This window comes from Kribbella sp. NPDC050820 (genome assembly GCF_040653975.1).
Lineage (GTDB): Bacteria > Actinomycetota > Actinomycetes > Propionibacteriales > Kribbellaceae > Kribbella.
The window spans coordinates 26,451-52,932 of sequence record NZ_JBFAHB010000037.1 but is presented as its reverse complement, the minus strand read 5'-3'; the positions used below and the strand labels follow the sequence as shown (position 1 = coordinate 52,932).

The following is a 26,482-nucleotide window of genomic DNA, read 5'->3' as shown; positions in this document are numbered from 1 at the left end:
ATGATGCTACGCAGATGCGGAGTCGGGGTCTAGGTGTCGTCTCATCTTTGGGCGTAAAGTATCGACGACCGTCGGCCAACAGGCATGGGAACACGAACATGAATTCAGACAGGATCGACCGAGCGCTCAGCGTCCTGCTCAACCTCTCCCAGCACCCGGACGGCAGGACACTCAAGCATCTGAGCGAGGACCTCGGACTGCCGATGAGCAGCGCACACGATCTCCTACAGGCCATGGTAGAGATCGATGCCGTGCGCACGATCGGGCCCCGCAACTATGCACTGGGCACAAAGGCGATCGCGCTCTCGCTGACCATCGTCGACTCGATCTCACTGCGCAACATCGCCCGCCAGTACCTCGCCGCCCTCTCGTCGGCAATCAGCGAGAACGTCTACCTCGGCGTCCGCACCGGCGACACCGTCTCCTATGTCGACCGTTTCGAGGCTTCACAGGTGCTCTCGGTCGTGATGCAACTAGGCAGCGAACGACCCCTGCACGCCTCGAGCGTAGGCAAGCTGATGGCCGCCTACAACCCAGACCTAGAGCAGAAGGTGCTCTCAGCCTCCACACTGCACGCCTACACGCCGTTCACCAAGACCAACCGTGAGGAACTGCGCAGGGAGTACGCCCGCATCCGGGAGCAGGGCTTCAGCATGAGCGACGGAGAGAGCGTCGAAGGAATCGTCGGGCTCTCCACACCCATCTGGGACCACACCGGCACGGCCGTCGCCGCCGTCCATGTCTCGGCACCGCGCGGACGACTCGCGGAGGACCGCCGCCCCTTCGTCATCGACCAACTTCGGCAGGCCGGCAACGGGATCTCCACCCAACTGGGAGCCGATCTCCAGGACCGCGGCGCTCGCCTCTCGGCCGAGGCGTAGATCACCACGCGGCGACCTGTGCACGAGCGCGCCCCGGCGGCGTGCGGCGACAATCCGGCCATCCAGCAGCCTTAGGTCTCGAGTTCGCGGTAGCCGTTCACCCCCTTTCGAAGCTGTGGTTCGCGAGATTCCCATCTCGGGGCGGCGACATGCGCGATCGGTCGCGTGCGACATCACTCGAGAAGCCGTCGGCGTTCTTTCGGCGAGAGCGTGGCATTGCGGTGCATCATCGAGCTGGTCCTACTCTCCGCAGTTGAGCCGGTAGCTTGCGATCCCCAGGACGAGCGCAAGCGCACCGACGATTCCGGCGAGGATGGTGGCTGCCGATGGCATGCCCCACTGACCGACCGCGTAGCCGGTTGCGACCGTGAGGATGGCGGCGGGCAGGTAGGCACTGATGTTCAGTGCGGCGTTGGCTTCGGCCCGGCGATTGCTGTCGACGTGGTGGGCGATGAGTCGGAGTCCGCCGAGTTGGCCGAGGCCTTGTCCGGTACCCGCGAAGACCGCGGCGGCGACGAAGAGCCAAGGATTCTTCGTCGTAACGGTCAGGGCGACCGCGCTCACGGCGAGGACCGTGCTTGCGGCTCCGAGGGCGAAGAGCCGGTGGACCGGGAGCTTGGTGAGCGCAAGCTGTGATCCGGTTGCCGCTAGGAACATCACGCACGCCGCTCCGCCCGCCAGCAGGGGCGAGGTGTTGCCCACGGCAAGGATCAGCAGGGACGGACCGAGCGAGAGGACGAACGATGTCGCGGTGAGGCCGGGCGCGAAGACCGCCGCACCGGTTGAGACATGCCTGCGGTGCTGCTCGAGGACGCGGGGAAGACGCGGCCACGGGAACCCGGCGTTCGGGGTGGATCGCGCCAAAGGTAGGCCGACGTACCCGCCGAGCGCGAGGAGCAGCAGTACGACGTTGATGCTGAACACCGGGACAACTGGCGACCCCGTGACCTCATAGACAACCCCGCCGAGGAGTGGGCCGAGGCCGGCGCCGAAGACCATCGCGATCGAGGCGAGCATCGAGGTCAGGTTCCGTCGATACTCGCCGCCAAGGTCGACGACGGCGGCCATGCCGGCGGACACGACAACGCCGACCGCGATGCCCACCAGGAGTCGAGCGATCAGCAGAACCGCGACGTTCTGGGCGACCATGAACAGAACGGCTGAGGCCAGTGCCACCAGGATCCCCGGCACCACCACCGACTTGCGGCCATAGAAGTCTGCAGCTCGACCGGCGACCAGCAGGGCCGCAACAAGTCCGGCGATGTAGGCGGCAAAGATCACCGTCAGTGTCCCGGCGGAGAAGCCGACCCTGTGCTGCCAGTACACGTACAACGGAGTCGGTGAGTTCGACAACGCGAAGACGGCTGTCACCGCCCACGCCGCGCGCGAGAGCTGCCAGGCCGAAGCGGCCCGGGAGTGGACTGGGGTTGCCTTCGTCGTCACCACTGTCTCCTTGTACGAGTATTTTCGTACTGTGACGGTAGTAGTACGAAAATACTCGTACAAGTTGGTAGGCTGATCCGTATGGATGCTGTCGACGCTGTTGAGCTGCCGCCCCTCCTGCCGGAGCCTGCCGCGAACGACCTGCGCCTCGAGGCGGTGATGGCGGCGCTGGCCGAGCCCTTGCGCATGACAATCGCCCGCAAGCTGCTGCTCGACTCAGATGAGTTCGACCACCCGTGCGGATGGTTCGGTTTCGACCGTCCCAAGTCGAGCCTCACTCACCACTTCAAGGTGCTACGCGAAGCGGGGGTCATCCATCAGCGGCAGTACGGGCTCGAACGACGCAGCCGCCTCAGGGTCGACGACCTGAACGACCGCTTCCCCGGGCTGCTAGACCTGATCGCAGCAACAGAATCGCGGTAGCGCGCAACCGTACTCATCCCAGGACGCAAAAATGACCGGATGGTCAGGCGAAACCCCCAGGTTGATCTTGCGGCGCTGGCGCGCGGAGGACGTTTTGCGCATGGTTGCCGTCAACGGCGATCCCGAGATCACGTGTTGGATCCGTGACGGGAGAAAGCATGACGAGGAAGCAGACGCGTAGCGGAGTCCAGGCATGGGAGCGCGAGTGCGACTCGCGGGGCTTCGGCCTGTTCGCGGTGGAGATCCGGTCCACGGGCGAGCTGGCCGGATTCACCGGCCTTTCAGTGCCCAACTTCTTGCCTGAGGTACTACCGGCGGTTGAGGTCGGCTGGCGCCTGGGGCGTGATCACTGGGGTCGGGGCCTGGCCAACCGTTCGCCAAATGTGCGCGACCAACCCGCTTCCCCCTTTCCGCCGAGGTAGCTTCAGTCCCACTGAGCCGCGCAACGTGTCGGTAAGACTTGCCGACCCGAGTTCCCCGACTCATTTCCAAGTGGAATCGCGTTGGAAGTCAGTCGCGGGAATTGGAACTGTCGCCTGGGAAGCTACATCAGGCCGGATGATCGAACTCCCCTGCCTTCATCCCTGCCCTGAACGCGTCCCACTCTGGTGCGGTGAACCGCAGGACCGGGCCGTTGCCGTTCGCCTTGCTGTCGCGGACCGCCGCTCCCCCGTCCGGCATGAGGGCTACCTCGACGCAGTTGTTGTTGGCGTTGCTGCGGGTGGCTTTGCGCCAGGCAGCATGGGTGGGGTTGGTCATTTGCTTCCTTTCGATCACGCGCCTGGGACGCGGTGCACTTGGTGGCGACTCGGCCCCTACGCCGTCCCCCACTCCCTTGGCGGTGTGGGGGACGGCAGGGCCCTCGGCGGGATCCCGCCCGATCCCGGGGCTGGAACGGCGGACGACCGCACTCACTGGTTCAGCCCGGTCGCCCACCGGCTTCGGGGGTGCCCTGGCCGTGCAACCCACAGGGGTGGCGCGCGGACAGGGCACCGGGAAGCGGAACTCGGCCGGCGCAGGTCATTGAGGAGGAGTACCTGCGTTGAGGAGCGGCCGATTCCGCTGGATCAGGAACTGGCGCGGCGCCAGCCAGCCCGCACGCCGCGATCATGACGCTGAGTCCGGCGCCTGGGCGAGCGGCGGGTTGGTCGGCTGGTTGGTCACATTGAGGCTCGGGAACCGCCTTGCCATCGCGGCCGCGTACCGACCGGCAAGCCCGGCCTCGGCGCGGTACTCGGCGATGATGTGCGGCCCGAACCAGACCCTGACGATGCGCAGCGGCGCGACCGGCGCTGTCGCGGTCGTCATGGCAGATCCCGGATCTCGCGACGAATGTCGCGGAGGATGAAGAACCACAGGTAGCTGGCCGACCAAGCCAGCACCTCGAAGCCGCTCACCTCAAAGCCGTCCATCAGACTCTGCTCCCCAGATGCCGATTTGAGTGGAGCCACGGGCCGGGATCGGTGGGAGGAAACCCGGCCCGTGGTGTGTTGCTCAACCACCAAACCGGAACAGGTCAGCGGTCGCCAAGGGATCCGCTGTTGCGTCGCTGTTGCGTCATGGCGAGCTGTTGCGTCCTTGTTGCGTTCGGGCCAGATGCCCTGGACACAAAGGGTTTCCGTGCACTCAACTAGTCGTTGCTGACAGCAAGAAGAGCGGGAACAAGAGAGCCCGCCACCATGCCCAATGGGCACTGCAGCGGGCTCGCTGAACTGCCGACCGGACTACCCGGCGCGGGCCAGGAACTCGTGCGCTGATCGCGCCGAGCCGTACGGACGGAGTTGCAGGGTGAAGTCCGCGAGCGCGCCGCTCGGCCGGGCCGAGTCGACACCGTCGATCTGGTCCAGGGCCTCACCGGCGACCGCGCAGGCGGCGTCGACGTCGCCGAGCCGAAGGTGTGCCTCGGCCGACCGCACCAGGTACAGGGCGTTGTCCCGGGCGTAGCCATCGGAGGCGTACGCGCTCTCGCGCGCCGCGGCGAAGTACTCTAGCGCCTGGCGTGGGTCGTCCAGCTCGAGCGCGGACGAGGCCGCAATCATCTCGATCTCACCCGCCGACATCCAGTACGCCCACGGCGGATCCCCGTCGCCAGAGCCCGATTCGTAAGCCGATCTCGCCGCTTCGAGCTCGCGTGCACAGCCGATGCGGTCGCCGGTCTTGGACAGCGCGCGACCGGCGCGCATGTGCAGCATCGCCCGCACCGTAGGTGTCGCCCGGCGGGTTTGCTGCTGGGCCGTGCGCACGAGGTTCACCGCATCCTGCGGGTTGCCACCGGGGACGGAGTAGGCCTGGATCGCCATGAACGCCAGCACGTTGGCGCCGCAGGCCGCGTCGCCGGCCGAGGCCGATGCCCGAAGCGCGGAGATGTAGTACGACTGCGCGGCCGAGTGCCGCCCTGCATCGAAGTGGAGCCAGCCGCAGATCCGAGCCGACTCCGCAAGTGCTGAGAACAGCCGCTGCCCGATCGCGTCGCCGTACAGCGCGTCGTCGGCGAGCCGGCTGAGCAGGGTGAACTCTGCGGTCGCCAGCTGCCTCAGTTCGCCGCCGCCGAGACTGTCGTCCAGCCGGCGCAGATCGTCCAGGCGCTGTTCCAGCCGGTCGAGGGTTGCTGCTGTGAGCGGGCGCCGCCCGGTCGAGGCCTGAGTGGATGCGTCAGCATCCAGGGCTCCGGACCACTCGGTGCCGATCGAGGTGAGCAGCCCACCTGAAGCGATCAGAAATGCGCGACGATCCATCGAGCCTCCCTGCGCGGCAGCGGCGGTCGAAACCACCGTACCTGCAGGAGTCCACGGTGAATGAAGTACGGCGTGGTCATCGTGGAACGCATGCCTCAGCCAGTCAGGCCAGCGAACCTGTTTCACCGTGGCGATCGGGACGCCATGCAGCTCAGCGATCGCATGCTGCGCCGCCGCATCCGGCGCGTTGGCGCCGGATTCCCACCGGATCACTTTCTCCCGGCGGATCGCCATCGCGCCGTACCCGAGTCGTTGGTGCTCGCGGTCGACCAGGACCAGGTACTGCTCGGCCGTCACCCCCATCTCGGCACGCAGCGCCGCCAACGGATGCCGGTGCTCGGTTCTCACGGCCAGCTCCTCCCCGAACTGGGTGACTCCCACGGCGCGGGGCCAGAATCTTCCTCGCGCCTCTTGACGTAGCGGACTGCTCTCGCTATGTGACCGATTGTGGTCGCAGTCCAGAGATCCGAGTCGCAGAGTTTCTGCGAGTCCACGGCCAGTAACCGCCCAGATGGGAGAATGAAGGCGGACCTGACCACAGGGAGAGCGATGACCGCGACGACCACAGGGCAACGGATCGCCCGCGCCCGCAAACGCAGGGGCTGGACCCAAGCCCAGCTGGCGGACGCACTGGGCTACTCCGTGAGCTGGGTCAGCCAGGCCGAGCGCGGCGTGATCCCGCTCGACCGGTTCAGCGTCCTCGACAGGGTCGCCGACGTCCTCGGCGTCGAAATGGTGGAGCTCACCGGCCAGCCGTACCGGCACGCCAGCCCCGATCTCGACTCCGGCCACAACGGCATCCCGGCGCTGCGGCTCGCGCTGCAGCGTGCCCTGATGCCCCACTTCCGCGACACGGCTCGCGCCCCCCGGGTGCTGTCCGACCTTCGCGCCGAGATCGTCGCGGCCGAAAGTCTGCGTCAGGCTGCCGACTTCGGGACCTTGGGCGGGATCATGCCGTCCCTGGTCGACGACGTCTCAGCGGCCCTTCGCGCGACCGAAGGAGCCGCGCACGACGAACTCGCCACCCTCTTCGTCAGGGTCTGCCACATCGCCCGCGTCACCTCCGACCTCACCGGTCACCATGACCTCGCCTGGACCGCGGTCGAGCTCGAGGTGCGGACCGCCGAAGCTCTCGGAGCACCGGCACCGCTCGCGGCCGCTTCGTGGGACCTGTGCGGGGTGTGGCTGCACGCCGGCGGCGACGCCCTGCGCTCCGCGAAGGCCGCCGCCGTCGAGAGTATCGACCGGCTCGACCCGTACGTCGGCCGTGACGCCACCCTCACCGCGCTGTGGGGAGCGATGCACCTGCGCGCTGCGGTCGCCAGCTCCCGGCTGTGGGCCGAAGCCGACGTCCGCAGCCACCTCGCCGAAGCCGCCCGCGTCGCTCCGGCGACTGGCAACCCCTGGCAAACCCAGTTCAACGCGCCGAACGTCGCCCTCCATGCACTTGAAACTGCTGTCGAGCTCGGGCATCCGCAGGATGCGCTCGGCCTAGCAGACCGAGTGCCGGTCGAGGCCATGGGATCGACCGAACGCCGAACCCACTACTGGACCTGCCGAGCTAGAAGCCTCGGCATGGCGCACCGTGACGACGCAGCCCTCGAAGCGCTCCTGGAAGCCGAGCGCCTCGCCCCCGCGCACGTCCACAACCGGCCGATGGCTCGCGAGCTCGTCACCGATCTCCTCCATCGCGGCCGCCGGCCCTCGCCCAAGCTTCGCCATCTCGCCCGGCGAATGGCACTCAGCACCTGAGCCCGTGCCTGCCTCGACGTCGGTTTCGAGGACCGCTCAGCCGACCTGCTGCAGTTCCTTCAGCCTCTGCTTGATGCAGTCGATGGACTGTCGTGCGGTGAGTGCGGTGTCCCAAACATTGGTCCACACCGCCTGATATAGCTCCACCTGCTCCGGCTCTTGCAGGTACAGAAACCCTGCGTAGCCGTCGATGTAGACAGTGGACGGCTCGATCAGGCGCCCATTTCCGCGCGGCGGAAAGTCCAGCACGATGAACGGGCCCGTGGTGAGGCCCGCATGCTCCCGCTCAAGCGGCATCAGCCGGATCTCCACGTTGCCCAGCCGCGCCGTCTTCAACAGGTGAGCGAGCTGGCCGGCCATCGTCGTTGGCCCGCCAATGCGACGATGCAGCGCTGCCTCGCCCAGCACCACCCTGAGGACAGGTGCACCCGACTCCCGGGTCAGAATCTTCTGCCGGGTCAGCCGAACCTGGAGCCTGCGTTCCAGGTCGGCCGCGTCCAGCTCTGTCCCCGTGAAGCGTTCGATCGCCATGATGCCGCTCGCGTACTCACGGGTCTGCAGGAGACCGGGAACGAGGTCGGTCTCGTACCAGGTGAGCTGGCTTGCTGCTGCCTCCAGCTCGATATACATCGCGAAGTGCTCACTCACGACGTCGGCGTAGGAGTCGAGCCAGCTCTTGGCCTTGGTCTGCTTCGCCAGGTCCATCAGCGAGTGCACCAGCTCGTCGTCGGCGACGCCGAAGATCCTGCATGCGTGCGCGACATCGAGACTGCGAACTGATGTCTCGCCGTTCTCCACCCGCGACCACTTGGCCGCTGACACCTCGAGCTCCTCGGCAACCTTCCGCAGAGAGAGCTTGGCGCGCTCACGAAGTTCCTGGAGGTGCCGGCCGAGCTGGATCCGCGAGACCGTCGCACCGATGGTTGGCTGCGTCGTCATCTGACCTCGTTCCTGAAGCGACCAAACCTTAGCAACGGCTACCCGCTGATCAGGCTCCTGTCGTGGCCCGACCCATGACATGCTAAAGCGCAACACGCAAAAACGAAACGTTGCATTCGTGGTCGTTCACTGTTTCACTGTCTCCCGCACGTGAGTCCACGACCTTGCCCGGGCTGTCACAGACGGGGCATAGACCCCGAGAGGTCGAGGACTCTTCCCCTGCCGGCGTGGCGGGCACACGAGCGACCTGCTTCTGCGCTCGCCACGCCGTTAGCCCCAAGCCGCCACCCACGCCCGGGGCTCCGCACGAGAGGAGATGCTGCCCTGTGGAAGCGCCAGAAATCATCGACTGGGGTCAGGTGGCGAAGGACCAGGCCGTGCTGGCCCGGGGGTACTTCGCTCGCTTCCGCGATGCAGCCCTCGGTGGGAAAGACCACTACGCGGCCGAGCGGAATCTGCTTGCGGAGGTGGCCAAGTCCGTTCCCGACGTGGCGGATCTCTTCAAGGCCAGCGAGCGCCTCCAGGTCGACGCCATACGGCGGCTGTCAAGCCGCGCTCGCCTCAAACAGTGGATCCACTGCGGACCAGGCTTCCCAACAACCGCCGGCGTCCAGGACACCCACCGGGTCGTCCTGCCCTCGAAGCCGCTCCGCAAGGTCCTGTATGTCACTGACCACCTCGTCATCGACCGCCACAGCCGCGCCCTGCGGCGGCCTGATGACGCCGCGTTGGCCGACCAAGTACGAGTGATCTCCGCCGACATCTTCCGGCCCCACGAGATCCGCAAGCACCCAGACATCGACGGATGGCTCGACTGGTCTCAACCGATCGTCCTGATCCACGGCGACGCCTGGATCCACTACCCCGGTACGGCGAATCAGGCCGCAGGCATCATGCAGCGCTGGATCGACCAGCTCGTGAACGGCTCCTACACCATCTCCTCCCACCTGCTGCGACCCGACGACGAGGCCGCGGCCGCATGCGCCGAGCACCTCGAGCAGATGATCGCCAGCACGCCGGTCGACACTCTCCGGTTCCGCACCCGGGACGAGATCAAGAGCCTCTTCCCGAAGCAGAAGATGGCGGGCTTCGCCAAGGGGCTCGAGCATGACCCAGCCATCGACCCTCAGTCCGGCACCCTGTTGCATTCGTGGGTCGTCAGCGGCGTAGGGCGCGTCACAGGATCTGTGCCGCCCTCTCCTCCGCCAGGCTCTGTTGGCGTCGCCGAGGCCTCGGAGATCACCGGCTACAGCAGGTACCAGGTGATCGGACTGGCCGAGAACGGCCTCCTGCCGTCGACCACTGGCCCGAGGGGTCGGTGGCAATTCCAGCCCGACGAGATCCGCTCGATCGTCACCGGCTGGGAGAGCATGCCGGCGCGAGGGCTCACGCCTCCCACCGCGCTCCCCCGGCGTGAGCTGGCGCCTGCCGACAATAACGCGTGACCGATGGCGAAAAGGTCGCCGAAGTCGGCCGGATCCTCGACAACGCCATGTCGCCTGAGCAGAAGCTCGACGCCATCCGGCACGTGCTCGGCATGGCCACCAGCACACGCCACCGCTCGACCCTGCAGTCCACCTGGAACCCCGACGACGATCCAGACGCTCGCAGTCGCATCCAACACCCCCGTCCCCAGCTATGACCACTTCGCCGATGCGGCCTCAGGAGTCGGCTCGTTACCCAGCTCGGGCGCGTGCGACTGGGCTGTCTGGGACTTCGCATCTTGAGAATACGGCGCTAGCGCTGTAAACTGATAGTGTCTAGCTGGTGTCATAAAGGAGCGTTCGATGCCCGAGCAATATCCGGACTCGATGTTCGCCGGTGACTGGGATTGGGACCCACAGCGGGAGCGCTACGTCGTGGTTTATGGTGCGGTCCGCTTTGGGGAGCCGTGGAATGGTTCGGCGACGCCAGTGGTGGCCCGCGGGGTGATGGATGCGATCGCCGAGCGCCAGCGGCAGCTGATGCCGGGCGATGATGAGGTGGATCGGCTGAGTTGGGTCGATGATCGGGTTCGAGTGCAACGGGTCGATGAAGCTGTGTTCTGGATCGAGCCCGATGCCGAGGGCAACTACGACCTGGCGCCGCTTGGCTACGTGTGGGCGGTTGTGGAGCCTGACGTTGCGACTGATGTCGTTGTCACCGCGGGCTGAAATATGGCCTGGAGGGGCAGGCAGACGTGGAGCTGGGACTCATGGCAGGGTGAGCCGGTAGACTGGGGGAAGACGAGAGGAGCGACTGGCATGGCGATCCGGACCAGCGGCCGCGTGAGCGATGCCGAGGTTACTCGGCGGACCGGCGCTGTTACCTCCGTACGGCACAGCACGGCCCTTGAGGGCGGCCGGAGCACCGAGGCGGCCCGCGCGCTGCAGGACGCCTACGCCGCCGGCGAGATCACTCTCGAGGAGCTCGGCGAGCGCACCAAGGCCCTTCACGGACTTGCCTGACTCCGCCGACGAGATCCAGCGGCAACTCCAAGCCAACGACGATCCCTACCTGGACGAACGCTGGGGCGTGCTCGCGAACAAGGTCGCGGCACGCACCCAGGAGGACTTGGATGCGGCGGAGCACGACCTCGCGGAATTCCGCGCCCTTGAGCTAGCCGCCGAACCGATCCCGCCATCGTTCGACGAACGTCACTTGCGGGCGATTCACCGGCACCTCTTCCAGGACGTCTACGAGTGGGCGGGCGAGTGGCGAACGGTCAATACGAGCAAACCGGATGATCCCGCCGCGTTCTTTCCGTGCCAGCGGTTTGCGGTAGGTGTGCCGGCGACGTTCGAGCAGATCGCCGAGCGGGACTTCCGTCCGGGGATGCCTGTCGACGAGTTCGTCAACAAACTCACGCGTACATACGACGAGGTCAATCACCTGCACCTGTTCCGCGAGGGAAACGGCCGGGCCCAGCGGATCTTCCTCACCCAACTGGCCGAGCACTCAGGTTTCACGATCGACTGGAACGCGGTCACCGCCCAGCAGAACGACGCGGTCTGCCGGGCAGCCGGCCATGGCGATCGGGAACCGATGAAGGCCATGCTCGCGTCGGTGGTGCATCCGATGGCCGGTGCCGGTCCCGCGCCGCGGTTGGGAAGGGACCCCCAGTTGCAGCGGGATGCTCGGCGTACTCGCCAAGCCGATCCAGCCGGCCTGGAAAATGCGCAAACAGATGCTTCGCCCCGGCGTGCCCGGCCCCGGTTGGCGGATCAGGCACGCATTTACGTCGAGCGGCAGGAGCAGACGGCGCAGGAGCGCTCCCAGACGGCAAAGACCGACCCAGGGTCAATGGAGCGGTCCGTCGGCACCGAGGGGATGGAACGTTCGTAGAAGCAGGCTCACCCGGTGACCTCCGGCCTCGCCGTGGCTCGCCGTCGTCCCGTGCACTGTCGGTGCGTCGGGTGACAATGGTGAGATGAGCATCTTCGGGTTGATGAGAGGCGGATTCCTGCTCGCCATGGGTTTTGTGGCGTTCGGTGGGCTGCTGACCTCGACTCGCTATGCCCTGGTGTTCCAGATTGCTGTGGTCGCAGCGCTGGTCGTAGCGGCGGCCGCTTTGCTGGTTGTCCTGGCGCGGGCGGCAATCGTCAGGCGCCGCCCGCATGGTGTCGGGGTTGCCCTGTGGGCGGGCGTTGCTGGCGGCCTCGTGGCCGCCGGTCTCCTGACGCGGCCCGGCCTGACACTCGTCGTCGCGGGGATCTCAGCGGTGGTTGCGATGGGCACCTTTCTCGGTCAGAGGGCGTCTGCGTAAGTCCTACAGCAGCCCGGCGCGGTTGGGTGAGCTCGTCCTCGAGTCGCGCCCCGGTGGCCTCGTGAACGGCTTCGCGATCGGCATCGTTCGTCGTACCGGCCCGATCGGTGAGCCAGCCCAGTCTTTCGTAGCGGTCCAGGAGGGGATCGGGACCTTAAGTTATGGGTTCTCGGCGCGCTCCGGGCCGCTGTGTGGAGGTGGCTCCTGTGGGCCGGTCGCGACAAGACGTCGTAGCCAGGTCGGGGCGGGTACCAGTGCGAGCAGTGCACCGTCGTTGCTGCTCCAGTAGCTGATCCAGGTGGCGGGGTCGCGGTGGGCGATGCGCCTGGTGACGTCGGGCAGTCGTGTCACGGCCGCCTGATCGGCGCCCTGGGCGAGGTGTCCGATCAGGCTGGGGATCAGGTCTGGGTCCGTCTCCTGTAGCGCGGCGAGCTCACGTGCCGCGGGTTTGCAGGCGCCGGCGATCAGCGCTGCTTGCACGGCGTCGCCGCACAGTTCTGTCAGCTTCTCTGGAGCGAGGCGGGGTGAGACGGCCCGTAGTTGGAGTTCGCTGGCCCGGTCGAGGTCGATGCTATCCATGGCAGCGTCGGCAACCGCTCGGCCGAGATCGCCGGGGAGGATGACGGCTTCGGGGCGGCGATTCCGGCCGAACCACAGTGGCCCGGATGCCTGTCCTTCACGCCACTGGGTGAGGATCCGCGCGACGTGGCGGTTGATCGTCTGGACGCTGGTGACCCGCCCGATCGGACGGGTGTCGAGTCCGGCGATCATGCTGGGACTCGTGTGTCGTCGGCCGGTTCGGGGTACTTCTCGCCCGTCCGGTGACATGTCTGATCTGTCACGCATTCTGCGATCCCGTAGTCGGCGATGCGGGCGATGCAGTTCGGCAGCCAGCGGTCGTGCCAATTGATCGGATCGCTGGTTGGCTTGCTGTTGCGATGGTAGGCCTCGGTCCATGCGGCAACCAGGGCACAGACCTCCTCGACCACGGCGGGGTGGTGCATCCAGCAGCGGGCCTCGGCAACGGCCTGATAGGTGTGGGCTCCGGCGCCCTGGCTGCCGGTGGCCCGTGAGACCACGTAGGTCTCGACAATCCACGCCCACCGGCCCGCGACGTAGTCGAGGTATTTGCTTCGCTGGTCGGGGTCTTTGTGGAGCGCTGTCCATGCGGAAGGGTTCTCCGTCATGGTGTTGGGCTCCATCAGGATCCCCAGCGCCTCCTCGATGTCATCGAGACGGCTTTCGACTGTCGGGGCATCGGAAGTCATCGGCGTGCTCCCTGCGCGATCTGTTCGTCGTGGTGGAATCGGAGTTTGACGTGTGCGACGGGCAGGTTCCGGTAGATCATCCAGGCGGTGCCGACCGGGATCCGCGGGACCTCGCTGGCTGGCAGGACGGGCTCCCACACCTTCTGCGTCGAGGTCGAGGTTCCTTGCTGGCTGCGGCTTGTCGAGGTCTGCGTGACCTGTTTGCGCCCGGCCCGCGCTTCCAGGTAGTCCCAGATCTCTCGTTCGTCGATGCCGGGCAGATACAGCCGTGTCGTGGCCAGTGTCCGGATGGCCTCGGCGCCCTCGGGTCCCCAGCGCCTCTTCAACTGCGAGAACGCCTGGGCGATCACGCACAGCTGAATGCCGCGGCCACCGGAGTCGGACATGTGCTGTTCGAGCGTCGGCAGCGGGGCGACGTTGGCCACCTCGTCCAGGACACAGCGCAACGGTGGCCACAGGAAGCCGTTGCCGCTGCCCCCTAGTTCGCTGGATGGCATCTGCGAGCGGAGCTTGGCTGCGACCATGACCTCCTGCACCAGCATCGTGAACAACGGTGCCGCCGTTGCTTCGGCGCCTTCGGCCGCGATCAGGTAGAGGCTGTTGGCGTCGTTGAGGAACCGGCTGGGGTCGAAGCTTTCCTCCCCTGTGGCGCTCATCGCTTCCACGACGCGGGGCGAGTTCAGCGGTTCGAGCAGATCCTCGAGCGTGAGCTTGATCGAGTCGACCGACTCCCCTGCCCGGGACCTGCCGACGGATTTCAGTGCGGTGGCCCATTCTCGTCGGCCGTGCCGCTGCAGGATGGTGACAGGTTCGGTGCTGCCCAGCTCGTTGGCCCACAGCAGCAGATCGGTCACCGGGCGATTGTCGAGAGCGGCAGCGCACAGCAGCCGGCTCAGTACGCCGCCGGCCTTCCGGTTGAACCAGTCGCCGTTCTTGACGTTGCCCATCGGCTGGGCCGCTGCCCAGGCCGCCCCGCGCCGGGCCGCGACCTCGGGGTCTTCGCAGCCGACGACGGGGTTCCATCGCAGCGGCCGAGTGTCGCGCGCGGCCGCGCCGGCGATCTCGTCGAGGTCGAACAGCCACACCGCTCCGCGCGCGTGGCGGGACCGTACGGTGGCCTTGAGCACGTCGGGCTTCGTTGAGGTGACAACGACCGGGCCGATCGCCTCGGCAGTGAGCGGGTTGGCCACGAAGGTCGTCTTGCCAGACCGCGGCGGCCCGATCACGACGACCCCATCCTCGTGCTGAACATGGATGGCGACGTTGCCGTAGTCGGCCAGGCGGACGGTGGCAGCGGTGATGTCGGTGATGCCGGCCAGCTGCGGGACGCGCTGATGAGCGGCCTTCAAGGCGCTCTTAGCTGAGACGGCCGGTTTCAGATCCCGCCACGTCGCCAGCCCACCCTTGCCGTTCGTGGACGACCGCTCCTGGCGCCTCGCGAAGACGACGACGGCCGCGGCGAGGCCCACGCCGAGAATGATCAGCGGCAGCGGCGGCCCGGAGAGAAGATCCTGGGCGATCGCCATCGCTGTCACCGAGCAGCTCCGATGAGTTCCCCGGCGGCGCGCTCGGTCTCCGACGCCTGGAGGTCGGCCATCGTCGCCGTAGAGGTCATCACGGCATCGGTGTTGGTCAGCTCCCGTTCGATGCGCGAGCGCAGATGCTGGATCAGGCGCGGCGGCCTGCCGGTCTGGACGAAGATGAACGTCCCGTCCGGCAGGTTCATCAGGCGCTGTTTGGTTTCGCGCGGCAGGTTGAACGCCTCGACGCAGGCCTCCGCGTCGTCGGAGCGGGACTGCCGATAGAGCAGCACGTGCCCGGCCTCGCGGATCATCGCCATCGCCGGTGAGGACTTGTCGATGTCGGCCAGGTGGTGGATCGCGTACTCGGGTGCCAGGCCCTTGCCGCGGGCCAGTTTGGAGTTGCGCTGGGCCACCTCCGCGAAGGCCCCGGAGACCAGGTGCCAGCCTTCCTCGACCACGAAGTGGGTGGGCACCGGGGTTTCCTGCTCGACCAGGACGTTGCTGAGCCAGGTGTTGATGATCGCCATCGCGATCGGTACGGCGGGCCCGGAGTCCGGCAGGGCCGAGATGTCGAAGACGGTCAGGGAGTCGTTCAGCCGGATCCGGTCGTCGGTCGGCCCGTCGACCAGCCCGGTGAGGTGGTCGTCGACCATCATGTTCAACGCGTAGGCGACGTCGCGACCGAACTCACGCAGCGCTTCGATACTCGTGACAGCCTCGTCGGCCGATTCCTGGGTTGGGTTCAGCATGGCGGGGACCAGGTTTCGCACGTCGGCAATGTGGCCCTTGCTGCGGGCTTCCCGGACGGCCTGCCGCCGGGCGACCTCGAGCGCCTTGCCCTCGCGCTGATTGAGCTCTCGCCCGAGCGCCTGCGCCGCGACCGCGCGGAGCAGCTGGTTCTGTGTCGCCGCTCCCCCGGCTTTGACGGTCGTCCCGATCTGGGTGTCCAAGATGTTGATCTTGGTTCCGGTGCCGTCGAGCGCGAACCGGATCGGTTCCACTCCGAGCGCCCGGGCGAGCGGGGTGTACTCTCCTTCGCCGCCCTGGTCCTTCTTGTCGACGACGGCGACGCGCCGCCCGAGCAGCAGTGGCCGCATCACGCCGCAGGTTTTCTCGTTGGAGCTCTTTCCTGAGCCGACGTCGCCGATGACGCAGCGCGTGGGCGACTTGATCGCCAGGTAGTCGCTGAACGGGTCGGAGAAGCATGGCTCCCCGGTTTCGAGGTCCTCCCCGATCGCGAGGGCGAAGGTGTTCGTCCCGGTGGTGCCCACTGCGAGGCGTAGCGCGGCGGCTTGCCGGGTCGAGGACTCCACCGGCAGCGGAAGCGGCTCGTACCAGCCGGCGCGATCCAGCATCGGTCGACGACGCAGGGTCGCGGCGGCGATTTGCCGGACGCTGCGGGGCTGCGGCGGAGCCGGCTTGGTCTTTTTGCGCGGCATCGCTGATCACACTCCTCTCATCGGGTGGGCAACTTGCTGATGGTCGGCTCGCATCACTGACCTGCGATCTTGCGGGCGCGAGTCCGCAGGCCTCGGCCCAGGGGCAAGGTGGCCACCACGGCGGTGTCCTGGCTCGCGTCGGCCCAGGTCCACTTGGCCCCGAGCCCGTTCGTGGCCACGGAGTCGAGTCGCTGGCAGGCGATGCGCAACTGCTGGAGGGACTCAGCAGCCACCGTGACGTGCAGTGCCCAGCCGTCGCGGTGGTGACCGGACCCGGGACTCAGGTCGGCTAGCAGCTGCGCCGACGCGGATGCCTGAACCGCGGCTGAACCGTCGTTCACGGTCTTCTGGAGCTGAATCGCGGCCTGGTCCTCAGCGGCCGCCGATGTCGCGGCCGCCCGGGCGGCACCTGCCGGGGTGATCTCCTCAGTGACGGCGATGGTCCGGATCACCGCGGGGTACACCCCTGACAGCAGCGGCCTCAGCCAGGTGATCGCGACCGGGCGGCTCGGCAGGTCCGCTCCCCGCAGGGTTGCGGTCCTCAGGTACCAGTCGCCGGCGGCACCGTGCACGGTGAGATGGCGCCGGCTGGTCTCCCAGCTCGCCCAGCAGTCTTGCAACTGTGCCGGGCGAGGGTCGTCCCACGAGAAGTGCGCGTCAAGGCAGGAGCGGATCGCCTTGGCCACCTCTTGCTCACTCATCATGCGGCAGCGCCCGAGCCCTGAGGCCTCGGCCTGGAGCATTACCCGCTGGGCCTCGGCAACTACGGCGAGGGCGTGCGCGTTGCTGCCGTCATTCGGGTAGTGCTCCCGGACGAACAGGTCCCAGCGGGTGGTGTGCGGAATCCGGAGCACCAGTGCCGTGCGGTGCGACTCCGACCGGAAGTTCATCTCGTTGAGCAGATCCCGGTAGGAGTCGATCAGGATCTGCGGTGTGTTGGCGGGAACCCGCTCGGCGAGCCACGCCTCGTGCGCCGACAGCGACACCGGCTGGACCCGGGCGATCTGCTGGATCGACCGCACGTAGGAGGTGTCGTCGGCCAGACCGGCCTTGAACGTTCCCCAGTTGACGTACGCCGTGTCCTCAGTCATTGCCGACACCAGGCCATGGGTGGCCGGGGTGACCTCGAGGACGACGGTCGAGAAGGTGAGCTGGCCAGGGTTCTCGTGGCGCAGCACCAGCACCTCCTCGCCGGTCGCGACCCGCAGCCGGGTCGGATAGATCGTGCCGACCGCGTCCGGAACATCCCGCTTCGTCGACGTCGCTTTCGCCTTGCCGGCCCGGCTGGCCGGGCGCACTGCGGGCTGCCCGGGGACGAAGGTCGTCAGGCCCCGCCGTACCCGGCGCCGCCACTGCATCTCCGCAGCGATCCGCGCCGCCGGTGAACTGCCACGGAAGACCCGGAACGGGGTGAACAACAGCCAGGCGACGAATAACACGACCAGGGCGACGAGGATCGCATCGAGCGATCCCACCGACAACGACACGACGACGGCGACGAAGGCGCACGCCGCCAGTCCCGCGACCTCGAATGTGTTCCGGCCGCCGAACAGGCCGCGCTTGCGCGGCTGACCACCGACCTGCACCACCTCGCGCTGGTACGGCGCCTCCGCGGTCGTCATGACCTCTCACCTCCGTCCTGACGGTTGATGTCCGGCGCGACGCCGGCCGCGGTCTGGCGGGCCTTCTCGCCGGCCTGCTTGGCACCGGCCGCGATCGCCGCCGCCGCCATCGCGCCCGCTGGTCCGCCCACCGCGCCACCTGCCGCGACGGCGGCTCCGGTGGCGGCCTTGCCGCCGGCCTGCGTCGCCGGGCGGGTGACCTCTCCGGGATCGTTCGGCGGGTTCTGCCCACCTCCGCCTTGGCCCGGCCCGGCCTGGCCAGCCGTGCCTTGCCCACCCTGACCTGCAGCACCTGTCTGACCTTGCCCGGCAACTCCTGGGCGACCGGACTGGCCTGTGCCCTGGGTGCCGCTGGACGAGGTGGTGCTGGAGCTGTGGGTGCTGGTCTGCTTGGAGGTGGCTGTCGACTTCTCCCGCTGGGTGCCCCAACTCGCACGAGACATGGCCACCGAGGCGGCCGCCGATCCTGCGGCGCCGACGACACTCCCACCACCTGCCGGTCGCATCGACTCCGTAGCCGCCGGCAACAGCGGGATGAACTTCAGCAGCGCCAGTGGGGTGAGGCCGACCAGCAGGATCGTCAGCCCGACCAGTGCGATGTTGAGGATCTCCTGCAGGCTGCCGACACCTGCCTGGAGGTTCCCGGCGATCGCGAACGCCACGCCGAGCATGAAGATCAGCAGCGGTTTCGCGAACGCGGTCGATACCCAGAACGCCGCTACCCGGTTGACCTGTGGCCGCCAGCGGGGATTCACGTACATGCCCCACACGATGGCCATGGCCACACCCGTCAGGTAGAGCGCGAGGGTGTGCATCAGCAGAGCACAGATCGTCAACGCGACGCCGACGAAGAGCAGCCCGAACAGCAGGATCCCCATCAACGGCGACCCTGCGGCCGCAGTTGTCGAACTCACGTTGGTGATCCGGTCGAGGAACTTGTCCAGGTCCGCGCCGAACGTCGGGACGGCCGCCTGGGCCACCGCGTTCGAGGCGTTGGTGATTGCCAGTCCGATGGCCGGAGCGAAGCACATCGCGAGAACGGCGATCGGCAGCCGGATCAGAATCGAGGTCACCAGCTCTTCGTCGTTGCGCTTGAGAGCGGCGTCGCGGATCGTCCACAGCGTCATCGCGGCCAGCAGTACGAGGCCGAGGACCATCGCCTGGCGGTACTTCGCGCCCCACCAGCCCTGGTTGGCGTCGAACGAGGGGGTGGACTTCACCAGGTCGGTGGCCATCACCTGAGCCAGGGATACCCCTGCCTGCTTCGTCTGGTTCGCCAACGAGTCGACGCCGTCCTGCGGGTTGGCGACGAACTTCGCGATCTCAATCCCGGTCTTCACCGCCTTGGCTGCGTCATAGGTCTGTTGCCACAGCTTCACCATCGGCCGGACGACCGGCAGCAGCGCCACATTGCATTGGGCTCGGAGCACAACGAACTTCTTGCCTGGCATCAGGGTGCTGCAGATCCGCCCGGCCGTGACACCGTCGGGACCGTCGGCGTAGATCGCCCGCACCTTGTTCATGCAGTCGTCGTCGAGGTTCACGGTCTTGAGGATGGTGTCGAGCCGGCCGACCGCGCACACCTTGGTCGCGACGGCGTCAGCGGCCTTCTGCTTCGCGGGATCCGGCTCGTCGGCCGCGGCCACCGAGGTGCCCGCGACCGCGAAGACCAAGGCCACCAGGAACCCGAGGACCGCCCGGCGGATCACGTCACTTCGGTGCATTGGCCCACTCCGTCCAGCCGGCGCCTCCGGCCGCGAGTGCCGCCCGGCGGCTCGCGGCGGGTACAGGGTTCGGGGCCTTCACCGAGTCGGGGAAGACCGAGGTGGGATCGGGAGTGACCGTGGTCGCCGGGATGCGAGCGACATGCCAGTCATCGGCGTACCAGGTGAGTTCCCAAACGGTTGTGTCGCAGATCGACCCGCCGTCGGAGTCCGGATACCCCGTCAGGCAGGAGAAGAGATTGATGGTGGCTGAGAACTTCGGGACACAGTCGACCACCTTGTAACCGCCCCACTCCGGGTGCGCGGTGAGACCAGGAAGCGTCTCGTTCGGCGTCAGCAACACGGTCCGACGTTCCACGACAGATTCGTCCGGTGATCCGCCGGTGCTGAAGATGTAGTCGAGCGTGGCGTTCAGCCCCGCTCGCTTGGTGCCGGCCACCCCCGGTCGGGCATAGCCGATCTCGTCGGTCAAGCCGACGCTGTAGGCGGCGGCCGCCTGAGCCGCGCCGTCGCACGACGACGCAAACCGGATCGGCGTCTTGCCGTCGGCAGCCTTCCCTGAGCCACCGCCACCGGCCACGAGGCCACCCGAGCTCGGCTGGGCCGAGGCCGACGGCGTCGGCGTACTCGTCGGCGCCGGCTCGTCCCCGCCTCGCGCGGCGCCGATGGCCACACCAGCTCCAATTGCCGCAGCAACAACGACCACAGCGACGGCGACCCTCACGACCGGCTTCATCGTCACTGAACCACGTTGATGATCGCGGTGATCACCGAGCTCGCGAAGACCGCGCACCCAAACGCGACTCCGGAGCGCTTGAGGTGCTTCGTCCCGGCGGCCATCTCACTCTCGCTGTGCGAGACCTGCCGGGCCCACGCCCACTGCGCGAACGACAGCAGTACGGCCGCAACACAGGCGACGAGCACCAGCCACCAGATACCGCTCAGGAGGACCGAAACCTTGGAACTCAACTCGCTGCCCCAGGCACCCGCGTTCGGCGTGATGCCGCACAGCGGATTCCAGACCGCGGCGTTCTTGTCGCACTTCGCTGCGGCGTCCAGCGGGAGGGTCATGATGATCACGCGTAGGGTCCCTTCATTGCTTTGCTGATTTGCTCGGCGACCTTCGCCGCGAGTTCGAGAGCAGCCCGCCGGGTGGCCGGCTGCAAAGCCGCGTGGTCCAGCGGACCTTCCTCGGCGATGTGCATGTCGGTCGGAACATCAATGACCGCGGCCGCCCGCTTCGAGAAGTACGGGCGCAGCTCGCGCTCGATGTCCTTGTTGATGTCGCCGGGGCCGTTGCTGGCCGCAATCACCGTCCGCTGCACCAGGTCCCGGGCCTCCGGGCCTTGGCGTTGCAGGTCCTCAAGCATCTGGACGGCCGCCCCGCACGCGGAGGTCTTCCACTTGATCGGCACCACCAGGGCGTCGGCGGCCCGCATCGCCTCACGCCAGTTGCTCGAGGCCTCGTTGTTGCCGGTGTCGATCACCACCACCCGGTAGAAGCGGCTCAGCAGGCGGTGGATCTGGGCGAAGTGCGCGGCCTCGATCTGCGTGTAGGTCGTGGTAGCTGACGTCAGTGCGTCGTACTGCCCAGAGACCTGTGGTCGCAGGTAGCCGCCGACGTCGCCGACACGGGCATCGGGCAACGTCAGGTGCGGCATCGCACGCAACAGGTCAATGACCGTGTTCTGGTTGCCTCCAGCATTGGTACGCAGATGCAGGTTCCCCCGCAGCTCGTTGTTGTCCCAGGCAACCACTCCGCCGCCTCGCGCGTTACCCATCGCGCCAGCGAGCAGCAGCGTGGTCGGGGTCTTCCCAGAACCGCCCTTGGGGTTGGCCACCACGATCGTGACCGGGCGCGGGTACGGCGTCGCCGCCAAGTGGCGGGCCTGTCGTTCCGCCCGCTCGGCCTCACTGGGCGCCAGGCCGAGGGTACGGCGCACGCCATGCTGCGCGGGTGCCTCCCGCGGCGCCGGGAGCGTGCCCATCAATTCGTCGGTGCTGTACGGCACCCACCCGGGCGCCGCCCCGGCCTGCGTCGCTTCCGGATCGGCCTTGTCGGCATACGCCGCCGCCAACTCCTCCGCCGTCAACGCCGGCGCAGGGACGTCCACCCCGACGATCTCGATTCCTGTGTCTTCGACCGGTCGCACGGGCCGCTCCCCCGGTTCAGACGGCACCCATCCAGACATAGCTTCAGTATCCCATGAAATAATCGTTGGTTACAATGATTTTACGTTGCAAGTATCGATAGTTCGAGATGATCTGCGGATGACGAACTCGCCTGGCGAGCCTCCGGGCCGGCGCTACTCCCCTACGCAGGCAGCCGAACTGACCGGCTGGGATGTGCAGACCATTCGGCGGCTCCTGCGCGAGCAGAAGATCAGCGGCGAGCGCGAAGGCTCTCGCTGGTACCTCACCCCCGCCGGACTCGACGAGCTTCGCCGACGGTAGGCGACCATAGTCGCAGCGTGACCGGGTCACCCCGCGGCGTGCGGCGCCTGGCCGAGCCAATAGCCCGGCGGCCGAGGTCGTGCGTGGGGTGTCTTCAGTTGTCGGATGGCCTGCGCTGGCGGCGAGGTGGCCGTGTCGCGTAGCCAGCCTGCGACGGTATCCAGCCGTGTCGCCTGCGTCGAGGCTGTTGGGGGAAATTGCAGCAACGTGCAATTCCTGGCCATCTGGGTTGCGGCCGATCGGGAGCGCCACCCCCGCACTTCGTGTAAGGGCGGGTCGGTGAGCGCGGCGGTTGAATGTTGCCTCAGGCATCAGCGTCGCCGCCCAGGGTCGGCTCGTCCTCTGGCACGCATTCTGGGTGCCTGGGGCGATCGCCGTCTCCGTTGACCAGGTCGGCACGTCGTGCCGGCTGCATGCACCCGCGGCAGATGCGGAATGCCCGGCTGTAGGCCGCCGGGCGACGCTCGGGTACGTCGAGCGCCACAGGCGTCGGCTGGGGTTCGATGCTGCTCGGTGAGAGATCGGACGCCAGGTCGGCGCCCCCGTGACCGTCGCTCACGACAGTCACCAGGAACGCGACGGGCCGACGACTGCGCCGTCCAGGCTTCAACAGTCGCGGCCGGGCGCGCCGCACCACCCTCGACCTGCCGAGGCAGCTCTCCTGACTGCGGTCGACGTAGCGACGTGTCGCGATCAATGTCACACCTGGCTCCTCGGGTTCATCAACCGGTGCACCCTGTGCGCACAGGTTACGGAATGTACGCCCAGGGTGCACAATGCTGTCAAGTCGGATCGCGTTGACAGACAGAGAGGCAGTTCGTGAGTAGGCATGCAGAGGTCGCGGACGAGCTCCGCCGCCGAATCAGCTCCGGCGAGATCACCGATGAGCTGCCGAGCATCGACGAGATGGGCAGACAGTTCGGGGTCGGACGAGCGACGATTCGCGTGGCGTTACAGACACTGACCGCCGAAGGTCTGATCGAGGGAGGTGCCGGCCACCTCAAGCGGGTACGGCGGGAAAACCGGATGCAGTGGGCGATGTCGACCCTGGAACTTCGCCGCCTGGCCGACGATGACCTGTGGTCCGACAGCGTCCGGCAGGCGGGGCACAAACCCTCCGCCGAGATCTCAGTGCAGCTGGTGCAGGCCGACGAAGAGCTCTCAGCCGCGCTCGAGGTGCCGGCCGGTGACCAGGTCGTGCTGCAGACCGGCCTCCGCCGCATTGACGGGCGCCCGCACCATCTGACCGACACCTACTTTCCCCGCTGGCTCGTCGACGCCCACCCCGAGCTCGCCATTCCTCAGGACCTGTCGGCCCACGACAGGATCCTCACCGCTGCCGATCTCTCCCAGGCGTACTTCGACGACGGCATCACCGCCCGCATGCCCAACCCCGAGGAAGCCCACAAACTGGCCATGGACCGCGGGGTCCCGCTGCTGATCCACACCCGGATCGGCTACTCGGCCGACGATCGACCCCTCCGATACCTGCGCACTCGCGCACCCGCCGATCGCGTCACCTTCCGATACCAGGTCAAAGCGTGACGCCCATTCCAACCCGCCGCGCCCAGTCGTCGTTCGCGGTGTTGCAACTTCCTGCAATCCGCCGGAAATGGGTCGCCGAGAAGACACCCAGAGTGCCTAAGCTGTCGCTCCACGAGAACGGGGACTCGAGATGAAGGTGCTCGCCGGCGTCGTCGCGTTCTGCGCGCTCGCCATCGGTTTCGCTGCCGTCGTTCTCGGTGGCCCAGAGCAACAACCAGCTCTGGTCAACTACGGCCAGGGACTGCGACCAGGATCGGTTCCGGCCGAGTTCGTCGGTCCCATCCTGGCCGCCGCCCAGACCTGCCCAGAAGTCACCGCTCCCCTGCTGGCAGCGCAGATCGAAGCCGAATCGAACTTCAAGGTCGACGTCGTATCCAACCGCGGCGCAGTCGGCCCGGCGCAGTTCATGCCTGGAACGTGGGTGATGTACGGCGTCGACGCGAACGGCGACGGGAAGAAGGACCCCCGCGACCCGGCCGACGCCGTGGCCGCGCAAGCCCGGTACATGTGCCGCCTTGTCGATCTCGTCCGGCCGCTCGGCGGCGTGACCATCGACTTCGCTCTCGCGGCCTACAACGCCGGCGAAGGCCGGATCCTCGGATGCAAATGCATCCCCCGCAACGGGCAGACCGAGTTCTACGTGCCCAAGATCAAAGCCGCCATGGCCAAGTACACCAGCGCCGACGACGTCACTGCGGCCAGCGGAGGCTGGATCAAGCCCATCGCCAGCGCGTACGGCGTCGGCGCTGTCTTCCACCAGGCCGGCCGCCTGTGGTCACTCGGCTGGCACACCGGCTACGACTACGTCGTACCCATCGGCACCGACATCCTCGCCACCTACAACGGCACCGTCACCTCCGCCAGCTGGGGAGGCGCCTACGGCTGGCACATCGTCATCGACCACGGCTCAGGCATCCAGAGCACCTACAGCCATCTATCCGAGCTCGGCGTCCACACCGGCGACAAGGTCCAAACCGGACAGCGCATCGCCCGCTCCGGCAACACCGGGAACACCACCGGCCCGCACCTGCACTTCGAGATCAAAGTCAACGGATCCTTCGTCGACCCCGTCAGCTGGCTCGCCAGCCACGCGGGCACCGCCGACTCCCCCACCGATGCCGCCGCCGCAGTGATCGACGCCGCCCGCAAGCAGCTCGGCGTCCCCTACGTCTTCGGCGGAGGCAGCCTCACCGGCCCCAGCCCAGCCGTCGGCAGCGGCCTCGCCGGATTCGACTGCAGCTCCCTCACCCGCTACGCCTGGTACACCGCCACCGCAGGAGACATCGAACTCCCCCGGGTCGCCGACGACCAGTACGGAGCGACCCAGCCAATCACCGGCGCACCACTGCCCGGCGACCTGATCTTCTACAAGACCGGCCGACTCAGCGGCCGCTGGGACCACGTCGGCATCTACCTCGGAGCCGGACAAATGATCCATGCTCCGAGGCCAGGCAAGCACGTCGAGATCGTTGCCGTCGGCCACGGTTATTACCAGACCACACCCCACGAAGCCCGGCGGGTGACGAAATGACCAACAACACCATCCGCCGCCGCGCACTCCTGGCCGCGACATCCACGCTCCTGCTCCTCACAGCCACCGCGTGCGGCACAGGAAGCCCGAGCAGCGAGACAACCCCGACCACCACGGAATCCAGCCCACTGGACTACGACGGCCCCACCACTCCCCCGGCGCCCACCGCCACGCCGTACATCACCCCCACCGCACCGTTGCCGCCAGCAACCGCCCGGCCCAATGAACAGCCCGGAACTCCAGGACGAAGCGGGATGCCTCGAGGTCTCACACCCGCGGCCACGAAGCCCGATCGCGGCGATCCGACCGCAGTCGCCGCCGCGTTCTCCTTGCTGCTAACGACGTACGACGCTCGCATCGACAACCAACCGGCCGATGCCGGCCGCCGTGCTGCGGCGCTTGCCGCAGGAACCCTTGCCGCTGAACTGAAACAGCCACCTCCCGGCGGGAACCCGGGGCTGACCTGGACTGAGCTCGAGCAGCACAAGGGCTACATGCGATGTACTGCAAGCGACGCCACAGAAGCCGGAGCGCCAACGGATTCACCGAGCCGCGCGAGCCGCGCCGTCCGCGTCTCGTGCACACCATCAGGTGACAACTGGACCGGTACTCCACACGTGCTCATCGTCTTCATCGAGATGAGCCGAAGCCAGACTGGATGGTTGGTGCGCTCCTACACGGTGCAGTAGGCAACAACCAGCTCGCCAGAGTCGCGGTGCACTAGCGCTAGCGACACGCCGCACCAGATCCCCCGCCCGGCCTGTCAATAGCACTAGCGTTTCGGATCATGAGCCGCATCCGCAGACAGCGTGGGCAGTCCACCGCCCTGCCCGTGCTCTTCGCTCGGGTGAAGCCAGCGAACAAAGCAAAAGTCGATGTCACCGCAGACGCACTGAATCTCAGCGCGGCGCAGATCGCAGATGCTGTCTTGGATCGAGTCGAGGTAGACCGAACTGGGCTGATCGTCTGGGCGCACGAACTCACCGGCACACCCCGTCGGCCAAGGGGCGAGTCAAGCCAACTGCCGGTCCTGTTCGCCCGCGTTCAGGACGACAACAAGGCCAAGATCGATGTCACCGCGGACGCCCTAAACCTCAGCGCCGCCCAGGTCGCAGACGCAGTCCTGGAACGCGTCCCCACCGACGGCCAAGGCGTAATCGTCTGGGCATACGAGCTCGTCGACGCGACCGAGCATGACCTCCTGACAGAACTAGACCAGCTGGAGGAGAGCAACCTCTTAAGAGCCAGCTAAGAACCACATAACGCAAGGCGGGCCGCCCCGAGTGGGGCGGCCCGAAGTCCAGAACCATCGTGCCTTTGCTTCCCGGCGACCAGCACGAGGGTCGGATCACTACACCCCCGAAGGGGCCCTACTGCTGTGCCTACTGTAGCTGTTGCCAGCGCCAGTACCGCAACCACCCCCGGCGATTCTCGGCGTGTCGTACCCGTCGCGGCAGC

General features: G+C 67.3%; 28 protein-coding genes. 14 read left to right on the top strand and 14 right to left on the bottom strand.

What is annotated here, in order from left to right:
* The first annotated feature begins 98 nt into the window (after positions 1–98).
* Positions 99–881 (top strand): IclR family transcriptional regulator, encoded by a 783-nt coding sequence (locus AB0H36_RS27730; protein ID WP_360529498.1) that lies wholly within the window; start codon positions 99–101, stop codon positions 879–881.
* 240 nt (positions 882–1,121) lie between these two features.
* Here AB0H36_RS27730 and AB0H36_RS27725 read toward each other — a convergent pair whose 3' ends face one another.
* The gene (locus AB0H36_RS27725; protein WP_360529495.1) at positions 1,122–2,324 is read right to left on the bottom strand and encodes an MFS transporter; all 1,203 of its coding nucleotides are present in this window, start codon (positions 2,322–2,324) and stop codon (positions 1,122–1,124) included.
* 81 nt (positions 2,325–2,405) lie between these two features.
* Between AB0H36_RS27725 and AB0H36_RS27720 the strand changes: the two genes are divergently transcribed.
* Together AB0H36_RS27720 and AB0H36_RS27715 are read left to right on the top strand one after the other, a co-directional pair.
* Positions 2,406–2,747, top strand: coding sequence for a helix-turn-helix domain-containing protein (locus AB0H36_RS27720; RefSeq protein WP_360529492.1), 342 nt, complete (start codon positions 2,406–2,408; stop codon positions 2,745–2,747).
* A gap of 158 nt (positions 2,748–2,905) precedes the next feature.
* Positions 2,906–3,169: a GNAT family N-acetyltransferase gene (locus tag AB0H36_RS27715; protein WP_360529489.1), complete on the top strand. Its 264-nt coding sequence runs from the start codon at positions 2,906–2,908 to the stop codon at positions 3,167–3,169.
* A gap of 127 nt (positions 3,170–3,296) precedes the next feature.
* Here the strand turns inward: AB0H36_RS27715 and AB0H36_RS27710 are convergent, their stop codons facing one another.
* The 3 genes from AB0H36_RS27710 to AB0H36_RS27700 all read right to left on the bottom strand — a co-directional run bounded on the left by AB0H36_RS27710 (position 3,297) and on the right by AB0H36_RS27700 (position 5,830).
* Positions 3,297–3,506 carry a DUF397 domain-containing protein gene (locus tag AB0H36_RS27710; protein ID WP_360529486.1) on the bottom strand — a complete coding sequence of 70 codons (210 nt, stop codon included), beginning with the start codon at positions 3,504–3,506 and terminating at the stop codon, positions 3,297–3,299.
* Positions 3,507–3,854: 348 nt separating this feature from the next.
* On the bottom strand, positions 3,855–4,055 hold the full coding sequence (locus tag AB0H36_RS27705; RefSeq protein ID WP_360529483.1) for a hypothetical protein: 201 nt from the start codon (positions 4,053–4,055) through the stop codon (positions 3,855–3,857).
* A 416-nt stretch (positions 4,056–4,471) separates the two neighbouring features.
* Positions 4,472–5,830 (bottom strand): hypothetical protein, encoded by a 1,359-nt coding sequence (locus AB0H36_RS27700; RefSeq protein WP_360529480.1) that lies wholly within the window; start codon positions 5,828–5,830, stop codon positions 4,472–4,474.
* A gap of 201 nt (positions 5,831–6,031) precedes the next feature.
* Between AB0H36_RS27700 and AB0H36_RS27695 the strand changes: the two genes are divergently transcribed.
* Positions 6,032–7,234: a helix-turn-helix transcriptional regulator gene (locus AB0H36_RS27695; RefSeq protein WP_360529477.1), complete on the top strand. Its 1,203-nt coding sequence runs from the start codon at positions 6,032–6,034 to the stop codon at positions 7,232–7,234.
* Positions 7,235–7,270: 36 nt separating this feature from the next.
* On the opposite strand, the gene AB0H36_RS27690 is transcribed toward AB0H36_RS27695, so the two are convergent.
* A complete protein-coding gene (locus AB0H36_RS27690) occupies positions 7,271–8,173 on the bottom strand; it encodes a helix-turn-helix transcriptional regulator (protein ID WP_360529474.1) in 903 nt (300 codons plus the stop codon).
* 326 nt (positions 8,174–8,499) lie between these two features.
* Between AB0H36_RS27690 and AB0H36_RS27685 the strand changes: the two genes are divergently transcribed.
* The 6 genes from AB0H36_RS27685 to AB0H36_RS27660 all read left to right on the top strand — a co-directional run bounded on the left by AB0H36_RS27685 (position 8,500) and on the right by AB0H36_RS27660 (position 11,918).
* Complete coding sequence (locus AB0H36_RS27685; protein WP_360529471.1) at positions 8,500–9,618, top strand: SAM-dependent methyltransferase; 1,119 nt, start codon at positions 8,500–8,502, stop codon at positions 9,616–9,618.
* A complete protein-coding gene (locus AB0H36_RS27680) occupies positions 9,615–9,815 on the top strand; it encodes a hypothetical protein (RefSeq protein ID WP_360529468.1) in 201 nt (66 codons plus the stop codon). Before AB0H36_RS27685 ends, AB0H36_RS27680 begins: the two co-directional genes overlap by 4 nt.
* Positions 9,816–9,960: 145 nt before the next feature.
* Positions 9,961–10,326: a hypothetical protein gene (locus AB0H36_RS27675; protein ID WP_360529465.1), complete on the top strand. Its 366-nt coding sequence runs from the start codon at positions 9,961–9,963 to the stop codon at positions 10,324–10,326.
* A gap of 90 nt (positions 10,327–10,416) precedes the next feature.
* Positions 10,417–10,620, top strand: a complete 204-nt coding sequence (locus tag AB0H36_RS27670) for an antitoxin VbhA family protein (RefSeq protein ID WP_360529462.1) — start codon at positions 10,417–10,419, stop codon at positions 10,618–10,620.
* Entirely contained in the window at positions 10,613–11,497 is an 885-nt protein-coding gene (locus AB0H36_RS27665; protein ID WP_360529459.1) for a Fic family protein, read from the top strand. The genes AB0H36_RS27670 and AB0H36_RS27665 overlap by 8 nt, the downstream gene beginning before the upstream one ends.
* 85 nt (positions 11,498–11,582) lie before the next feature.
* Positions 11,583–11,918 (top strand): hypothetical protein, encoded by a 336-nt coding sequence (locus tag AB0H36_RS27660; RefSeq protein ID WP_360529456.1) that lies wholly within the window; start codon positions 11,583–11,585, stop codon positions 11,916–11,918.
* 159 nt (positions 11,919–12,077) lie between these two features.
* Here the strand turns inward: AB0H36_RS27660 and AB0H36_RS27655 are convergent, their stop codons facing one another.
* The 9 genes from AB0H36_RS27655 to AB0H36_RS27615 are packed head-to-tail and all read right to left on the bottom strand — an operon-like array spanning position 12,078 to position 21,647.
* On the bottom strand, positions 12,078–12,689 hold the full coding sequence (locus AB0H36_RS27655; protein ID WP_360529453.1) for a hypothetical protein: 612 nt from the start codon (positions 12,687–12,689) through the stop codon (positions 12,078–12,080).
* Positions 12,686–13,186, bottom strand: coding sequence for a hypothetical protein (locus tag AB0H36_RS27650; protein ID WP_360529450.1), 501 nt, complete (start codon positions 13,184–13,186; stop codon positions 12,686–12,688). Before AB0H36_RS27650 ends, AB0H36_RS27655 begins: the two co-directional genes overlap by 4 nt.
* A complete protein-coding gene (locus AB0H36_RS27645) occupies positions 13,183–14,712 on the bottom strand; it encodes a TraM recognition domain-containing protein (protein ID WP_360529630.1) in 1,530 nt (509 codons plus the stop codon). Before AB0H36_RS27645 ends, AB0H36_RS27650 begins: the two co-directional genes overlap by 4 nt.
* A gap of 5 nt (positions 14,713–14,717) precedes the next feature.
* Positions 14,718–16,148, bottom strand: a complete 1,431-nt coding sequence (locus tag AB0H36_RS27640) for a hypothetical protein (protein WP_360529447.1) — start codon at positions 16,146–16,148, stop codon at positions 14,718–14,720.
* 53 nt (positions 16,149–16,201) lie between these two features.
* Complete coding sequence (locus tag AB0H36_RS27635; protein WP_360529444.1) at positions 16,202–17,770, bottom strand: SCO6880 family protein; 1,569 nt, start codon at positions 17,768–17,770, stop codon at positions 16,202–16,204.
* Positions 17,767–19,494, bottom strand: coding sequence for a hypothetical protein (locus tag AB0H36_RS27630; protein ID WP_360529441.1), 1,728 nt, complete (start codon positions 19,492–19,494; stop codon positions 17,767–17,769). The genes AB0H36_RS27635 and AB0H36_RS27630 overlap by 4 nt, the downstream gene beginning before the upstream one ends.
* On the bottom strand, positions 19,481–20,230 hold the full coding sequence (locus tag AB0H36_RS27625; protein ID WP_360529438.1) for a hypothetical protein: 750 nt from the start codon (positions 20,228–20,230) through the stop codon (positions 19,481–19,483). Before AB0H36_RS27625 ends, AB0H36_RS27630 begins: the two co-directional genes overlap by 14 nt.
* A 2-nt stretch (positions 20,231–20,232) precedes the next feature.
* The gene (locus AB0H36_RS27620; protein ID WP_360529435.1) at positions 20,233–20,574 is read right to left on the bottom strand and encodes a hypothetical protein; all 342 of its coding nucleotides are present in this window, start codon (positions 20,572–20,574) and stop codon (positions 20,233–20,235) included.
* Entirely contained in the window at positions 20,571–21,647 is a 1,077-nt protein-coding gene (locus tag AB0H36_RS27615) for a hypothetical protein (protein ID WP_360529432.1), read from the bottom strand. Before AB0H36_RS27615 ends, AB0H36_RS27620 begins: the two co-directional genes overlap by 4 nt.
* A 118-nt stretch (positions 21,648–21,765) precedes the next feature.
* Between AB0H36_RS27615 and AB0H36_RS27610 the strand changes: the two genes are divergently transcribed.
* The 4 genes from AB0H36_RS27610 to AB0H36_RS27595 all read left to right on the top strand — a co-directional run bounded on the left by AB0H36_RS27610 (position 21,766) and on the right by AB0H36_RS27595 (position 26,276).
* Positions 21,766–21,948 (top strand): helix-turn-helix domain-containing protein, encoded by a 183-nt coding sequence (locus tag AB0H36_RS27610; protein ID WP_360529429.1) that lies wholly within the window; start codon positions 21,766–21,768, stop codon positions 21,946–21,948.
* An 819-nt stretch (positions 21,949–22,767) separates the two neighbouring features.
* A complete protein-coding gene (locus tag AB0H36_RS27605; RefSeq protein ID WP_360529426.1) occupies positions 22,768–23,493 on the top strand; it encodes a GntR family transcriptional regulator in 726 nt (241 codons plus the stop codon).
* 130 nt (positions 23,494–23,623) lie between these two features.
* Complete coding sequence (locus AB0H36_RS27600; protein WP_360529423.1) at positions 23,624–25,024, top strand: peptidoglycan DD-metalloendopeptidase family protein; 1,401 nt, start codon at positions 23,624–23,626, stop codon at positions 25,022–25,024.
* A 787-nt stretch (positions 25,025–25,811) separates the two neighbouring features.
* A complete protein-coding gene (locus AB0H36_RS27595; RefSeq protein ID WP_360529420.1) occupies positions 25,812–26,276 on the top strand; it encodes a hypothetical protein in 465 nt (154 codons plus the stop codon).
* The last annotated feature ends 206 nt before the right edge of the window (positions 26,277–26,482 follow it).